The following is a 15,629-nucleotide window of genomic DNA, read 5'->3' as shown; positions in this document are numbered from 1 at the left end:
GAGGCTCCTCGACAACAAGCGTGAGACAGACGTGGGACGGGCGGGGGTACTCGGAAGGTCAGGGGGCCGGCGACCGCTCAGGCCGATCCTGCCCCTTGCGGGGAGAAGGCGAACGGCAGCAGGGCCACCGTTACGTTGTCGTGGCCCCCGCCGTCCAGGGCGTGGCCGACGAGGACCTGGGCGCCGTGCAGCGGTCGTCCGGCGGCGTCCGCCGGCACGACCCGTGCCATGTCCTCGGCGGCCTCCGCGTAGTTCCAGAGACCGTCGGTGCAGACCACGACCACGCCCGGCCGGTCGGGCTTGAACGCGGCCGTGTGGGGTTCCAGTTCGTACGCGTCGGCACCGAGCCAGCCGGTGATCGCGTGGGCGCGCTCGTCGGCGTACGCCTCGGCCTCGTTCATCAGGCCCGCGGCGACCATCTGGGCCGCCCAGGAGTCGTCCTGGGTGAGCCGGGCGGGCGGGGAGGTGCGGTCGTCCGGAACCCAGTAGGCACGGCTGTCGCCGACCCAGCCGACGATCAGCAGCCCGTCGGCGACGACCGCGCCGACGATGGTGCAGGCGGGGGCGTTCTGGTGGCGGTGCGGATCGTGCTCCGTGCCGCCCTGACCGGGCTCCTCCGCCAGGGCGTTGACCGCGTCTGCCGCGGCGACGATCGCCTCGTGCATGGCCTGCTGCGGGTGCGTGCCGCGCGGCAGGGCCGTGAGCAGGGCCTGGCCGGCGGCGTTCGCGGCGGCGGCGGACGCCTCGTCCGGACGGGTCGCGGAGGAGACGCCGTCGCAGACGATCGCCAGGGTGGCGGGGGAGCCGTCGGGGAGCGCGGTGGCCGAGACGGCGAACGCGTCCTCGTTGCGGTGGTGGCGCAGGCCACGGTCGCTGACGGCGGCGACCGTGGAGAGCTCCTCCTCCATGTGGTCGCGCTCGCGCGGCTGGGCGTGGCCGCAGTTCTCGCAGTAGCCGTCGGGATCCACGTGCCCGGCGCGGCAGGCGACGCACAGCTTGGTCCCGGCGGGCGGGGTCGCCGTCGGAGGGACGGTACGGGGATCGGGCGCGGCGAGCGCGAAGTCACCCTCGGTGCGGGGGTCGGGGTCCGGGCCGGTGCCGGGTTCCGGTTCGGGGGCGTGGGCGGGCGGCTGCGGGGTCCCGGCGGCGAGCGCGGCGAGCCCGCCACCGGACGACGTGGCGGCGTGCGGCCCGTCCGTGCGGACGGGCACGGTCGGCAGGTCCCTGGCGGGACTCGGCGCCGAGCCGGAGCCGTCCGGCCCGGGCGCGACGGCGCCGGGCTCGACACCCGCGGCCCAGGCGCCCGCGGCGGCCGGCGGGTTCCCGTGGTCCGCCGGGCCCGCGCCGAAGCCACCGGCCGCCGGATCGCCTGCGCCCGGAACGCCGTACGCGGGCGCGCCGGCGCCCCCGCCCGCCGGGGAGCCGTAGGGAGCCTGCGGGCCGGCCTGCGGGTTCTGCCCGGCGTGGAGCCCGGCGCCCGTGCCCGGAACGCCGCCGGCCGGCGGGTTCGCGTGGCCCGGGCTTCCGGCGCCCGGGGCGCCGGGCGCGGCGGAAGCCGACGGTCCGTGGGGCGGCGGGCCGGGAACCTGGGCGCGGGCGTCGGCACCCGGTGCGCCTCCGGCCGCCGGGGTTCCCTGACCGGGGCCGCCCGGCGCCATGTGCGGGGGTGCCGCCGGGAGTTCGTGGCCGCCCGAGTCCGTGCCCGGCAGGTCGCCCGGGTGCTGGGTCACCGTGGAGAGGGAGCCCGGTTCGCGGGGCGGGGCCTCGGGCCAGGTCACGGGCGTGCCGATCGCCACCGTCGGGCGGTCCGGCGGCGGCGCCGGTACGGCCGACAGGTCGTATCCGCACGCCCCGCAGAAGCGGTCACCCGAATCCAGCGGCTCCGTGCACCCGGGGCAGGCGGAGAGATCGTGCTGGGGCATCTGGGACATCATCACACCCACGTCCGGGGGCGGAAACGGTTGGCCCGCTCCACCAGTTCGATCCTCTCCTCGCCCCGCTGAGCGAGCCGGGCGAGCACCCGGTACGAGCGTTCGAGGCCGAAGCGCAGTCCGCGCTCGTCCAGTTCGCTGCCGAGCAGGTGCGTGCCGCCCGGTCCCGCTCCGGGACTTCCGGAGAGTACCCAGTCGAGCGCCGTGCCGAGCACCTCGGTCGACAATCGCTCGCGGCGCACCGCGTCCAGACCGAAGCCGTGGAGCGCCGAGACCTGTGCCGCCGCCGCCGTCAGATCCGCGCCGAGGGGTTCGTTCGGCGGCCTGCGCCGCAGCCGGGCCCGTACGGCGGCGACCCGGGCCGCCGTGTAGTGGATGGACGCCTCCGGTACGGACTCCAGCGTGCGTACGGCTCCGGTGCGGTCACCGGCCGCGAGCTGCACCCGGGCGAGCCCGAACGCCGAGCTGACGTAACTCGGGTCGGTCGCCCACACCAGGCGGTAGTACTCGGCGGCGTTGTCCAACTGGCCGAGGATCTCGGCGCAGATGCCGAGGGCCAGCTTGGGCGCGGGCTCCCCGGGGAACGCGTCGTAGATCGCGTCGAAGGACAGGGCCGCGTTCGTGTGGTCGCCGGTCACCAGGGAGGTGAGGCCGCGGTACCAGACCACCCGCCAGTCGTCCGGGACCTGTTCCTCCAGCGTGGCCAGCGCGAGCCCGGCGGAGCCGAGGTCGCCCATCTCCAGGCGGGCCCGCAGCTCGCGCAGACGCAGCTCCAGGGAGGGCGCGGGCGCGTGGTGCAGGGCGCTGATCAGCTCGGCGGGCGCCGAGGCCATGAGTCCGGCCAGGAACCCGGCGTTCGGGTCCCCCGGGTCCACCCGGGGCACGGGCAGCGCGAGCGCGCAGGCCCGCCCGTCGAGGGGTCTGAGGAAGGGCCCGCCCGGAGGCAGACCGATACCGGGGGTCGCCCCCGCGGCCGTGCCGACGGGTCCGCCACCGACCGCCCCGCCGGCGACGGTCGCGCCACCGGCCGCCCCGCTCGTGACCGCACCGGCCGTCCCGCTCGGGTGCCCGCCGGCGAGCGCCGCCGTGCCCGTGGCGCGGCGGCGGCTCCGCCGGGGCTCCCGGGCGCCCAGAACCGACACGTCCTCCGTCAGCTCCGCGAACAGCTCCGTGTCCGTGACCCGCAGTTCCGTGCCGAACAGCGTCGAGAGCGCGGGCCGAGGCCGGCCCGACTGGAGCGCCACGACCTCGCGCAGCACCCCCGTCAGCTGCTCGGCCATCTCCTGCGCGGAGGCGAACCGGCGCGCCGGATCCGGGTCGGTCGCGCGCACCAGGAGCCGGTAGAACGACTCGTACGTCCGGAAGACCTCGATGTGGTCCGGGTCGGGAAGCGAGTCGACGAAGACGTTGGTGTACCCCTGGAAGTCGAAGGTCAGGACCGCCAGCGTGCGCGCCACCGTGTACAGGTCGCTCGCCACCGACGGGCCGACCTCGGCCACCTCCGGCGCCTGGTAGCCGACCGTCCCGTAGATCGCCGACTCGTCGTCGTCCATCCGCCGGACCGCGCCCATGTCGATCAGCTTGAGCTGGTCCTCGCTCTGGATCGCGTTGTCGACCTTGAAGTCGCAGTACAGCAGGTTCCGGCTGTGCAGGTGACCGAGCGCCTCCAGCGCCTCGATCCCGTACGCGCACGCCTGCTCCACCGGCAGCGGATCGCGCCGCCCGTCCGGCGTCCGGCGGTCGTTGGCGATCTCCTTGAGCGACTTGCCGCCGACGTACTCCATGACGATGTAGCCGTCCAGGGAGCCGGTGCGCTGGTCGAGGTGCTCGACGAAGTTGTAGATCCGGACGATGTTGGAGTGCTCGATCTCGGCGAGGAAGCGCCGCTCGGAGATCGCCGCGGCCATCGCGTCCTGGTCGCCCGTGTCGAGCAGTCCCTTGAGCACCACCCAGCGGTCCGAGACCGCCCGGTCGACGGCGAGGTAGATCCAGCCGAGCCCGCCGTGCGCGAGGCAGCCCGCCACCTCGTACTGCCCGTGCACGATGTCGCCGCCGCGCAGCTTCGGCACGAAGGAGTACGGGTGTCCGCACTTGGTGCAGAACCCCTCCGTACGGCCCGGCCGGTCACCGCGCGCACGGCCCACCGGCGCCCCGCAGTCCGAGCGCGAGCAGAATCGCTTCCGCTCCGGGACCTCGGGCTTCTCCATGACCGCGGCACGCGGGTCCGGGCGCGGCACCTCCGGGATCGAGACCAGACCGGCGCCCAGCCGGTTCCGCCCGGACTGCGCCGTCGACGAGCCGGAGCTGCGCACCGAGACCGAGCGGCTGCTGTTCCCGCCCGACAGCGCCCGCGAGAGCCGCCCGGAGACCGAGCGGCGCGAGGTCGAGGAGCGGGAGGAGCGGGAGGAGCTGCGGGCCGAGGCCCGCGAACTCGACCGCGACGAACCGGACCCCTTGCCGGGGACGGCCAGACCGGTGGGGTTGGACCGGAGCTGACCGCCGGGCGCGACGACCGGGGCGAGCCCACAGGTGTCGCAGTACAGCTCGCCGCCGCCCATGTCCTCGTACGAACCCTCGCACGAGGGGCGCTGACAGGTCGTGCTCACCACTGACTCCCCCTGGCGTCTCTGGGGCCGGACAGAACCTCCGCCGCGGCCTGCTGGTACCGCAGCACGGCCTGCTCGGCGACCCGCAGGTCGCACGGCGCGCTCCACAGCATCCGGCGCGCCGCGTCGTACCGCTCGATCAGCAGCGGATCCTCCGCCGCGCCGAGGCGGGCGACCTTCGCCTTGTACGCGTCGAGCCGGCCGCGCAGCTCGGCGCGGACCGCGAGCGGAGCCGTGACGGCGGTCAAGGACTCACGGGCGCGCAGCAGTTCGTCCTCGGCCTCCCGCTCCAGGGAATCGAGGAGCGGGGAGAGCCGGTGCCACTGGGCGTGCCTGCGGTACTCGGCGGCCGTCGCCAGCCGTTCCTGGAGGGCCGTCGGCGGGCCGCTGACGGCCGGCACCTCGGAGGCGGCGATCTTGGCGAGGACCTCGCCCCGCGCCGCCCGGGCCTCGGCGAGCGTCCGGTCGGCCCGCGAGAGCACGTCCCGCAGCCGCAGCAGCCGCTCCTCGGAGTCCTGGCGGACCGCGAGGACCGCCTCGATCTCCCGCCGGATGTCCTCCAGGGCCCGCGCCGCCCGGTCGTACCGCTCGGTGTCGGGCCGCCCTCCGCCGGGCGCCGAACTGCCCGCCGCCGGGCGCCAGAAGGACAACGGGTCGGTGACGACCTGGGAGCGCAGCGCGGTCAGCTCGGCCGTGATGGACTCCAGCTCGTCGCCGGCCGGGTGCTCCCCGGGCCGCACGCCGACCGAGTGCGCCAGCGAACGCGTACGCCCCAGTTCGGCCGCGAGCAGGTCTATCCGGGCGGGCAGCGCGGACCAGACGGCGTCGGCGGTCACGACCACGTCGAGCGAGGACGCGTACAGCTCGTTCATCCGCTCCACGAGCCGCTCCAGCGTGAACCGCTCGGAGAGCCGGACCTCCTGCTGCGCCCCGCCCGAGACATGCACGCTCTCGCCCCGCAGCCGCTCGGTCAGCTCCTCCAGGTCCTCGCGACTGGACCAGCGGCGCCGCGCCCGCAGCTCACGGGCTTCGCTCAGCGCACCGGTGTAGGCGTCGAAGTACGTCCAGAGCAGGGTGATCGTCCGCTCGGTGGACTGCCAGCGGTCCCGGGTCGTGCCGGTCAGCTCGGCGCCTTCCAGCAGCCTGCGGCCCGCGTGGTCCTGGAGAGCGAGGAGCGAGTCCTCGATCGCCTTGTGCTCCGCGCCGAGCCGCGCCAGCGCACGGTCCACCTCGTCCCGGTCCATCACAGGCCCGGGGGTGCCCGCGACGCCCATCGATCACCTCTCGCTCTACTTGTACGTGGGTGCGGGCGGCCCGGATATCCCGGGCAGGTCCGCCTTGAGCCAGTCGTCGTACGCCTTCTGCCAAGGGCCCTTCCGGTACTGCACCAGGACGTGGTTGACGCGGCGGACCAGGTCGTCGTTGCCGAGCTTGGCGGCGACGCCGTAGTACTCGGTGGTGAACGGCTTGCCCTTGAGCTCGACCGCCGGGTCCTGCGCGGCCTGGCCGGCCGCCAGCGCGTTGTCCGTGACGACGGCGTCCACCTCGCCCAGCTGGAGCCGCGCCAGACAGTCGAGCTGGTTCGGGACCGTCAGCAGGTCCTTGTCAGCCTTGGTGCCGTCGGCCTCGTCCTTGAAGACGGCGCCGAAGGAGTTGCTCTCCAGGGCCTCGTAGGCCGTGGAGCCCTCGGCCGTGCAGACCCGCTTGCCGCTGAGCGAGGAGTCGTACCCGGTGATCGTGGAGATCTTGGGTGCCAGGACCTGCTGGCCGGCCTGGAAATAGGCGGTGGAGAAGGCGACCTGCTGGATCCGCTTGCAGTTGATCGTCATCGTCCGGACGACGAGGTCGACCTTGCCGCTCTCCAGGGCCGCGATCCGCTGGTTGGTCGGGATGGCCCGGAAGACGATCTGGTCCTCGCTGCCCATGATGTCCTTGGCGATGGCCCGGGCGAGGTCGATGTCGAAGCCTTCGAGCGTCCGCGTGGACGGGTCCCGGTATCCCCAGCGGAAGCTGGACTGGTCGACGCCCACGACGATCTTCTTGCGCGCCTTGATGGCGTCGATGGAGGGGCCGCCGCCCGCAGAGGGGCTGAGGGAGGCTTCCGGCTTCTGGCAGGTGTCCGCCTTGACCTGCACGCCCGTGCCGACGCCCGGTCCGGTCACCGCGGCCGGGCCGGAGTCGCCGCGCCCGCTGTGGGCGAGCGGCAGCAGGGTGAGGGAGGCGGTCAGGCCGCACGCCACCGCCATCGCGGCCACCCCGCCCCAGCCGCGCAGCCGGGCGAGGGGGCGCCTGCCCCGGAGGGGGCCGCCGGGCCCGGCCGGGCCGCGCATCCTCGCGCCGTCGACGCCGTTCCGCATCCCGCCCCCTCTCACCGGTACTCCGACAGCCTGCGGTTGATGCCCACGACGGCGCCGGCGGCGCCCAGTATCCCGAGAGCGGCCGCCCCCAGGGGGAGCGCGCCGAGCGAGCCCCTGCCGTCCTCGGCGGCGCGGGTGAACTCGGACTGCTCGTGGTCCAGGGCCCGCTTCAGGGCGGCGTCGACCTGGTCGAAGGACTGCCCGGTGGACTCCTTCGAGCCGATGATCCGGGTCAGGGCGCCCTCGTAGTCACCCGAGTCGTCCGCCGCCCGGGCGACCTTGTGGCGTTCCTTCCACTCGGCCGTGCGGTCCGCCGCCTCGTCCACCGGACCGCGTCCCGCGTCGTCGTCGGCCCGCTCCCGCGCCGTTGCGAGCGCGTCGGTCAGCGTCTTCATGCTGCCGGCGTAGTCCGTCTCGTACTTGTCGTGCTTGCCGTCGTCGGTGAGGACCGCGCCGCGCGAGACGACCGCCAGGTTCTCGTTGGCCCGGGCCTTGAGGGAGTTGATCCGGGCGGTGGTGAGCACCTGGAGCGAGCTCTGTCCCTGCTCGCGGGCGTCGTCCAGCCCGCTGCGCGCGAGGGTGTGCGCGGTCGCCAGCCAGAGCAGCACGACCACGGAGGCGGCGGTGGCGGCGAGGAGGCCGTGGTTGAACACCCGGTTCGTCAGGGCGTAGTTGCGGCGCTGGGCCCAGGCGAGCGCGGCGAGGGTGAGGAGCCCGAGCGCGAGGGAGAGGTACGGCCAGGCCCGGGCGTCCTCGTCGTCCTGCTGGAGCCGCGCGGTCTCCGCCTCGTAGAGGCGCTCGGCGGCGGGCAGCAGCTCGGTCGTCATCTGCTGGTTGGCGTACCGCAGATAGGCGCCACCGAGCGGCAGCCCCTGCCGGTTGGCGGCGCGCGCCCGCTCGATCAGGCCGGTGTAGCGGGGGAGCTGCTCGTTGAGGGCGGCGATCTCGCGGCTCGACTCCGTCGAACCCTCGGTGCTCGCGGCGGCCTTGACCAGGAGACGGGAGGCGGTCCTGATGTCGTCGGCGTACCGCTTCTGGACCTCCGGGGGCTCCTGCGCGCCGGCCAGGAAGGCGCTGGCGGCGGCCGTGTCGGCGTCGGCGAGGGAGCGGTAGATGTCGGCGGCGTCGGCGCTCAGCGGCTGGCTGCGGCTCACGACGTCGTCGGCGGAGGAGGCCCGGTCGGCGACCTCGAAGGCGGTGACGCCCCCGAACGCGACGACGAGCAGTGCCAGGACGGCACCGAGGATCTGCAGCCGCCCGGGCTCGGTCGTGGCGGCGCGGCGCAGCCGCGTCCTGGCCTCCTCCCAGGCCCCGCGCCCGGCCGGAGGCGTCGCGGCGGGCAGGGTCTCGCCGAGCGGCGGCGGCGGTTGTGCGGGCACACCGTGTCCCGGCTGCGCGGGAGCGCTGCCCGGCGCCGAGGCGGCGGGCGCATTCGGCGGGTATGTCAACGTGGCCTCCCCCTCGGTCCGACGTAGTGCCCGGAGGGCAGTATGACCTCACCGGCCCCACCCGCACACCAGGATTGACTCGATCTTGTTCCTATCGTGCCTCACCCTCGCGCCGCCCCCCTGGGCGAACCCCCTGTGATGAATACGCCGCCCGGCCGGAATCGGTTCCCCCACGTACGGGTGAACACGGCGGCGGGGCGCCCCTGTCGGGACGCCCCGCCTCGGTCGTGCGGCGTCAGGCGCCGTAGTGCTCGCGCAGCCGGGCGGCGGCCTCGGGGCCCGCCGCCACCTCGTCGAGGGCGAGCAGGGCCGCGCCCAGGACGGGCGGGGAGGTCACGACCTCGATCACGGCCTTCGGAGCCTTCACGGCCAGCAGTCGCGCGATCTCCGTCTCCAGTTCCGGGTGGCGCGCGCCGAGGACGCTCCCGCCCAGCACCACCGGCGCCTCCTCGTCGAGCAGGTCCAGCCGCCCGAGGGCGACCGTCGACATCGCGACGACCTCCTCCGCGAGCCGGTGCACCAGCGACCGGGCGATGGCGTCACCCCCGGCGCTCGTACGGAACAGCACGGGCGCCAGCTCGTGCCGCCGCTCGAACGGGATGCGGCCCCGGTGCAGCGCCTCGATCAGCGCGTACATCGTCGGCAGCCCGAAGTGCGCCGGCAGGGCGCGCGCCAGCTCGGTCGGCTCGCCCCGTCCGTCCTCCGCCCGGGCCGCGAACCAGAGCGCCTCCTCGGCGAGTCCGCTGCCGCCGCCCCAGTCGCCGGAGATCTTCCCGATGGCGGGGAAGCGGGCGGTGCGGCCGTCCGGCGTCATCCCGACGCAGTTGATGCCCGCCCCGCACACCACGGCGACGCCGCGCGGCTCGTCCAGACCGGCGCGCAGGATCGCGAAGGTGTCGTTGCGCACCCGTACGGAGCGACTCCACCCCCGTGCGCGCAGCGCCTGTTCCAACTCCTGCTCCTCCACCGCCAGATCGGCGTTGGCCAGGCAGGCGGAGACATGGGCGAACCGGGGTGGGTGACCGGCGCCGCCCGCCTCCTCCCACGCCCGCCCGACGGTCTCGGCGAGCGCGTCGACCGCCGCCGTCACCCCCACCACCGGGGGCTGGAATCCGCCGCCGCGCGCCGCGCCGAGGACGGTGCCGTCCCCCGAGACGATCGCGACGTCGGTCTTGCTGTTCCCCGCGTCGACCGCGAGGAGCGCCCCGTTCAGGTTCACGCCCACGCGAGGTGCTCCCGGTTGTGCGCGATGAGCCGGTCGGTGAGCCCGTCGGCGTACGCGTACTGCCCCACGAGCGGGTGCGCGAGGAGCGCCTTGAACACCCGGTCGCGGCCGCCGCGCAGCGCCGCCTCCAGGGCCAGGTCCTCGTACGCGGTCACGTTCGCGATCAGCCCGGCGTACAGCGGGTCGAGCGGGGCGACCGGCAGGGGCACGGCCCCCTGCGGGCCGACCGCCGCCTGCGCCTCGATCACGGCGTCGTCCGGCAGGAAGGGCAGCGTGCCGTTGTTGTACGTGTTCACCACCTGGTACGGCGACCCACCCCCGCTCAGGAGAGACGCGGCCAGGTCCACCGCGGCCTCCGAGTAGAACGCGCCGCCGCGCTTGCCGAGCAGGGCCGGCTTCTCGTCGAGTGCCGGGTCCCCGTACATCTCCAGGAGCCGCTTCTCCATCGCGGCGACCTCGGCGGCCCGCGAGGGCTTGGTGCCGAGCTCCCGCACGACCTCGTCGTGCGCGTAGAAGTACCGCAGGTAGTACGAGGGGACGACACCGAGCCGGTCCACGATCGCCCGCTCCATGCGCAGGTCGTCGGCGATGGCGTCGCCGTGCTCCGCGAGCAGCCGGGGCAGGACGTTCTCGCCCTCGGGCCCGCCGAGCCGTACCGCCGTCTCCCAGGTCAGGTGGTTGAGCCCGACGTGGTCGAGGTGGACGTCGGCCGGGGTGACGCCGAGGAACGCCGCGAACTTCCGCTGGAAGCCGATCGCCACGTTGCACAGACCGACGGCCCTGTGCCCGGCCTGGAGCAACGCGCGCGTGACGATGCCGACGGGGTTGGTGAAGTCGATGATCCAGGCGTCCGGGTTGGTCCGCCGGACGCGCTCGGCGATGTCCAGGACGACCGGCACGGTCCGCAGCGCCTTGGCGAGGCCGCCGGCGCCGGTCGTCTCCTGTCCGACGCAGCCGCACTCCAGAGGCCAGGTCTCGTCCTGGTTCCGGGCGGCCTGTCCGCCGACCCGCAGCTGGAGCAGGACGGCGTCGGCGCCCTCCACTCCGGCGTCGAGGTCGGAGGTGGTGACGATCTTTCCGCTGTGCTCCTGCTTGGCGAAGATCCGCCGGGCGAGCCCGCCGACCAGCTCCAGCCGGTCGGCGGCGGGGTCGACGAGGACGAGTTCGGTGATGGGCAGGGTGTCGCGCAAGCGCGCGAAACCGTCGATCAGTTCGGGGGTGTAGGTGGAGCCGCCCCCCACGACAGCGAGCTTCATTGCAGTCAGCTAGCCCTTCACTCCGGTCAGTGTGACTCCCTCGACGAACGCCTTCTGGGCGAAGAAGAACACGAGGATCACAGGGGCCATGACCAGTACGGTCGCGGCCATGGTCAGGTTCCAGTCGGTGTGGTGCGCGCCCTTGAAGGACTCGAGTCCATAGCTCAGCGTCCAGGCTCCCGGATTCTCGGAGGCGTAGATCTGCGGTCCGAAGTAGTCGTTCCAGCTGTAGAAGAACTGGAAGAGCGCCACGGCGGCGATGCCGGGCCTGGCCATCGGGAGCACGATCGTGAGGAGGGTGCGGAACTCGCCGCAGCCGTCGATCCTCGCCGCCTCGATGTACTCGTCCGGGATCGTCAGCAGGAACTGGCGCAGCAGGAAGATCGCGAACGCGTCGCCGAACGCCATCGGGATGATCAACGGCCACAGCGTTCCGGAGAGATCCATCTGCTTGGCCCAGAACAGGTACATCGGGATGATGACGACCTGCGGCGGCAGCATCATCATCGAGATGACCAGCAGCAGCGACAGATGCCGGCCGCGGAAGCGGAACTTCGCGAGGGCGTACGCCACCGGGACCGAGGACACCACCACGAGCACGGTGCCGAGACCCGCGTACAGCAGGGAGTTCCGCCACCAGGTGAGGAAGCCGGGGGTCTCGAAGACCCGGACGTAGTTGTCCCAGTGCCAGGAGTTCGGGGTGAGGTCGCGGGTGAGCGCCTGCTGGTCGCTCATCAGCGAGGTCAGGAGGACGAAGACGAACGGCAGGACGAAGAACAGGGCCGCGGCGATCCCGAGGGAGTGCACGGCGATCCAGTGCAGTGCCGCCGTCCGGCGGGCGCGCTTCCCGGCGAGGCTCGTCCCGGTGCGGCCGAGCGGGGGAGCGGTGGTGGTCATGGGTGCCATGGGTCAGTCACCCGAACCGATCAGGCCGCCGCGCCGGCGCATCAGGAGCGCCGTGCAGGCCATGGAGAGGGCGAACAGGACGAGGGCGACGACGCAGGCGGCGCCGTAGTCGAAGCGGCCGAAGCCGAGGTTGTAGACGAGCTGCGGCAGGGTCAGCGTCGAGTCGTCGGGGTAGCCCGGCTCGAAGGTCTGGCCGGAGCCGCCCATCACCCCCGAGGCGACCTTCGCGGCCACGATCGGCTGGGTGTAGTACTGCATCGCGCCGATGATCCCGGTGACGACCGCGAAGAGCACGATCGGCGAGATGTTCGGCAGCGTCACGTACCGGAACCGTTGCCAGGCCGAGGCACCGTCCAACTCCGCCGCCTCGTACTGCTCCTTGGGCACGTCGAGCAGCGCTGCCATGAAGATGACCATGAGGTCGCCGACGCCCCAGACGGCGAGGACGGTCAGCGCGGGCTTGGCCCAGGCCGCGTCGTTGAACCAGGAGGGGGCGGGGATGCCGACCGCCTCCAGGAGCGAGTTGACCGGTCCCGTGCCCGGGTTGAGCAGGAAGACGAAGGCCAGCGTGGCGGCCACCGGCGGGGCCAGGTACGGCAGGTAGAAGAGGGTGCGGAAGACCCCGGCGCCCGTCTTGATCCTGGTGATCAGCAGGCCCACGCCGAGGCCGAACACCACCCGGCAGGCGACCATGACGACCGCCAGCCAGAGGGTGTTCTGCATCGCCGGCCAGAATTTCGGCAGGTCGGAGAAGACGTACGTCCAGTTGTCCAGGCCCCGCCAGGTCGGCGGGTTGAGCCCGTCGTACTTCATCAGCGAGAAGTAGACGGTCGAGACGAGCGGGTAGGCGAAGAAGACGCTGAAGCCGATCAGCCAGGGCGACATGAACGCCACGGTGCGCAGCGCGCCGCGCACGCGCTTCGACCGCAGCGCGGCCTGACGCCCGGCGAGGGTGTCGGTGGACATGAGAGCCGGTCCTGACCCTTACTTCGCCTGGGCGATGTCGCGGTCGATCTGGGCCGCGGTCTCCTCGAGGCCCTTCCTCAGGTCCTTGACCTGGCCCTTCTCGTACTTCTGGGCGAAGTCCTGGAAGGTGTCCTGGTACGTGGAGCCGTTCACCGCGCCGTCGGAGGTGGAGGACTCGGGGTGCTGGGCGATGTCCAGGAACACCTTGAAACGCTCGTCGGCCTTCAGCTTCGGCGACTTCAGGGCCTCCAGGGTGGAGGGGACGTTGCCGATGCCGTTGGCGAACTCCACCACCGCGTCGGTGTCCATGGTCATGTACTTGACCAGCTGCCAGGCCGCGTTCTGCTTCCGGCTCTGCGGGGCTATGCCGATGATCGTGCCGGAGAGGTAGCCCTTTCCGTACTCGCCCACCTCGTCGTCCGCGACCGGCAGCGGCGCGACGCCGACCTCGAAGCCGACCTTGGCCTCCTTCAGGAAGTTCAGCCGCCACTCGCCGTCGAGCTGCATGGCCACCTGGCCGGTGTGGAAGGGGTGCTTGGCCCCCCACTCGTCACCGAAGGTGGTGCGGTACCTGTCCAGCTTCGCGAACCCGCCCAGGCCGTCGACCAGCGACTTCTGGTACGTCAGCATCTCGGCGAAGGCCGGGTCCTTGGCCAGGTTCGACTTGCCGTTCTCGTCGAAGTACCGGTGGTCCCACTGCGACATGTAGTGGCTCGGGACCGTCTCGTAGCCGAGGTAGTTCGGCATGAAGCCGAGCTGCTCGTAGGAGTCGCCCGTCTCCTTGGTCAGCTTCTTCGCCACGCTCGCGAACTCCGACCAGGTCTTCGGTGGTGCGGTGATGCCGGCCGCCTCGAAGGCGTCCTTGTTGTAGTAGAGCCCGTACGCGTCGGAGAGCAGCGGCAGGGCGCAGCGCCTGCCCTCGAACTGGGTGTAGTCCTGTAGGACCTTGGAGAAGGTCTTGTCCAGGTCCACCTTGTCCTTCTCCAGGAAGGGCTTCAGGTCCGCGAGCGCGCCGGAGGCGCAGAACTTGCCGACGTTGGAGGTGGTGAAGGAGGCGGCCACGTCCGGACCGTTCGAACCGCCCGCGCGCAGCGCCTGGTTGAGCTTGTCGTCGTTGATGTTGCCGACGACCTTCACCTTGATGTTCGGGTGGGCCTTCTCGAAGCGGGCGACGTTCTCCTGGATCGCCTTGACCTCGCTGGGCGCCGACCAGCCGTGCCAGAAGGTGATCTCGGTCCTGGCGCCGGGGTCGTCGCTCGCCTTGTTCTCGGCGGAGCCGGTACAGGCCGAGGCGAACAGGGCGATCGAGGCGGTGACGGCGAGTGCGGCAGCGGCTCTGCGCGGGCGTACGGGCATGACGAGGTCTCCCTGCGGCGGAGGGGTTGACGGTGGACGGGTGTGACGGTGGGACCCCGCGGCGCCCTGCGCCGGGGGGAGGTGGGCGAGGGCGGTCAGCGCGAGGTGTCGAAGACCTCGTCGCGGGTGGTGGCGAGGGCGCTCTCCAGCGCCCCGCGCAGGACGGGGTGCCGGTCCACGTCCCCGAGGACGAGCCGGGGCCGGGAGGCGGCGAGTTCGGCCAGTTCGGCCTGGACGCGCTCCCGCAGGGGTTCCCCGCCGGCGACGGTCACCTCGCCGGACAGGACGAGGAGTTCGGGGTCGAGCACGGCGACGAGGGAGGCGAGGCCGGTGGCGAGGCGCTCGGCGTACTGGTCGAGGAGCGCCGAGTACCGGGGGTCGTCCCCGTGGTGGGCGGCGGCGTGGGTGAGCAACCGGGTGGCGACGGGCACGTAGGGCTGTTCGGGGGTGTCGATGCCGAGCGACCGGGCGATCCGGGGCACGGACTGGACGCCGGCGAGCTCCTGGAAACCGCCGGAGTTGGCCTTGGTGACCTGGCGTACGAGGGGGGTGCCCGGAACGGGCAGGAAGCCGACCTCGCCGGCGCCGCCGGTGAAGCCGCGGTGGAGCCGGCCGCCGAGGACGAGGGCGGCACCGAGGCCCTCCTCGTTCCACAGCAGGACGAAGTCCTGGTGGCCGCGGGCGGCGCCCAGCCGCTGCTCGGCGACGGCGGCGAGATTGACGTCGTTCTCGTACTCGAACGGCATCGGGAGCACCGCCGCCAGCTCCTCCAGCAGGGTGGGGGAGTGCCAGCCGGGCAGGTGCGAGGCGTACCGCAGCCGCCCGGTGGCGGGGTCGAAGGCGCCGGGGGTGCCGATGACGAGGCGCTGCACCTCGGCCCGGGTGATCCCGGCGTCCTTGGCGGCGCCGTCCAGGGCGGTCATGACCTGCCGTACGACGCCCTCCGCGGCGCGCCCCGTGGTCCTGAGCTCGCACTCGCCGACGACCTCGCCGGTGATGTCGGCGACGGCGGCGCGGATCCGGTGCGGGGTGACATCCAGTCCGGCGGCGAAGGCGGCCCGGGCGTTGAGCGCGTACAGCTGGGCGCTGGGCCCCGGCCGGCCGGCGGTGGTGCCGGTGGCGACGACGAGCCCGGCGGCCTCCAGCCGGGCGAGGAGCTGGGAGGCGGTCGGCTTGGAGAGCCCGGTGAGCTTCCCGATCCGGGTCCGCGACAGGGTGCCGTGCTCCAGCAGCAGATCCAGGGCGGCCCGGTCGTTCATGGCCCGCAGGACGCGCGGCGTCCCGGGCGTACCCGGACTCGTACCGGCCATCACGATGCACCTGCCCTTCGGTTCTGGAGGGGGCCATTGTGCTGCCCCGCCACCCACTCCCCCAACAGCACTGTTAGGAAAGTTTCCTATTCGGTGGGAGGACCGTAGGACGGACGTCATGGGGGCGTCAATACCCCGGGCGCTTGTGTGTGGCCCTGATGCGGTTTCAGGTCGCCCAAGGGCCGGGACCGACACCGAAGCCGGGACCGACACCGAAGCCGGGACCGACCACCGCAGCCGGGGCCGTCACAGCCGTCCCGGGCGGTCC

11 protein-coding genes are annotated in these 15,629 nt (G+C 73.0%); all 11 read right to left on the bottom strand.

The window, feature by feature from the left end; genetic code table 11:
* Nucleotides 1-77 precede the first annotated feature (77 nt).
* The 11 genes from ACZ4VW_RS14720 to ACZ4VW_RS14670 all read right to left on the bottom strand — a co-directional run bounded on the left by ACZ4VW_RS14720 (nucleotide 78) and on the right by ACZ4VW_RS14670 (nucleotide 15,361).
* On the bottom strand, nucleotides 78-1,658 hold the full coding sequence (locus ACZ4VW_RS14720; RefSeq protein WP_467962513.1) for a PP2C family protein-serine/threonine phosphatase: 1,581 nt from the start codon (nucleotides 1,656-1,658) through the stop codon (nucleotides 78-80).
* Between the two features lie 275 nt (nucleotides 1,659-1,933).
* Nucleotides 1,934-4,537, bottom strand: a complete 2,604-nt coding sequence (locus tag ACZ4VW_RS14715) for a serine/threonine-protein kinase (RefSeq protein WP_467962130.1) — start codon at nucleotides 4,535-4,537, stop codon at nucleotides 1,934-1,936.
* Nucleotides 4,534-5,811 carry a coiled-coil domain-containing protein gene (locus ACZ4VW_RS14710; RefSeq protein ID WP_467962128.1) on the bottom strand — a complete coding sequence of 426 codons (1,278 nt, stop codon included), beginning with the start codon at nucleotides 5,809-5,811 and terminating at the stop codon, nucleotides 4,534-4,536. Before ACZ4VW_RS14710 ends, ACZ4VW_RS14715 begins: the two co-directional genes overlap by 4 nt.
* A gap of 15 nt (nucleotides 5,812-5,826) precedes the next feature.
* Nucleotides 5,827-6,867 (bottom strand): glutamate ABC transporter substrate-binding protein, encoded by a 1,041-nt coding sequence (locus tag ACZ4VW_RS14705; RefSeq protein ID WP_467962511.1) that lies wholly within the window; start codon nucleotides 6,865-6,867, stop codon nucleotides 5,827-5,829.
* Between the two features lie 38 nt (nucleotides 6,868-6,905).
* Entirely contained in the window at nucleotides 6,906-8,342 is a 1,437-nt protein-coding gene (locus ACZ4VW_RS14700; RefSeq protein WP_467962126.1) for a hypothetical protein, read from the bottom strand.
* A 235-nt stretch (nucleotides 8,343-8,577) separates the two neighbouring features.
* Entirely contained in the window at nucleotides 8,578-9,567 is a 990-nt protein-coding gene (locus ACZ4VW_RS14695) for an N-acetylglucosamine kinase (protein ID WP_467962124.1), read from the bottom strand.
* Entirely contained in the window at nucleotides 9,558-10,823 is a 1,266-nt protein-coding gene (locus tag ACZ4VW_RS14690) for a 6-phospho-beta-glucosidase (RefSeq protein WP_467962122.1), read from the bottom strand. The genes ACZ4VW_RS14695 and ACZ4VW_RS14690 overlap by 10 nt, the downstream gene beginning before the upstream one ends.
* Nucleotides 10,824-10,832: 9 nt before the next feature.
* Complete coding sequence (locus tag ACZ4VW_RS14685) at nucleotides 10,833-11,720, bottom strand: carbohydrate ABC transporter permease (protein ID WP_467962509.1); 888 nt, start codon at nucleotides 11,718-11,720, stop codon at nucleotides 10,833-10,835.
* A 12-nt stretch (nucleotides 11,721-11,732) separates the two neighbouring features.
* Nucleotides 11,733-12,695, bottom strand: a complete 963-nt coding sequence (locus ACZ4VW_RS14680) for a carbohydrate ABC transporter permease (RefSeq protein WP_467962120.1) — start codon at nucleotides 12,693-12,695, stop codon at nucleotides 11,733-11,735.
* Between the two features lie 18 nt (nucleotides 12,696-12,713).
* Nucleotides 12,714-14,051: an ABC transporter substrate-binding protein gene (locus ACZ4VW_RS14675; RefSeq protein WP_467962118.1), complete on the bottom strand. Its 1,338-nt coding sequence runs from the start codon at nucleotides 14,049-14,051 to the stop codon at nucleotides 12,714-12,716.
* Nucleotides 14,052-14,146: 95 nt separating this feature from the next.
* Nucleotides 14,147-15,361, bottom strand: a complete 1,215-nt coding sequence (locus tag ACZ4VW_RS14670) for an ROK family transcriptional regulator (RefSeq protein ID WP_467962116.1) — start codon at nucleotides 15,359-15,361, stop codon at nucleotides 14,147-14,149.
* Between the last annotated feature and the right edge of the window lie 268 nt (nucleotides 15,362-15,629).

Source organism: Streptomyces sp. NPDC029139 (genome assembly GCF_055564335.1).
The sequence above is the reverse complement of the archived record's forward strand: the minus strand, read 5'-3'. Positions and strand labels throughout refer to the sequence as shown.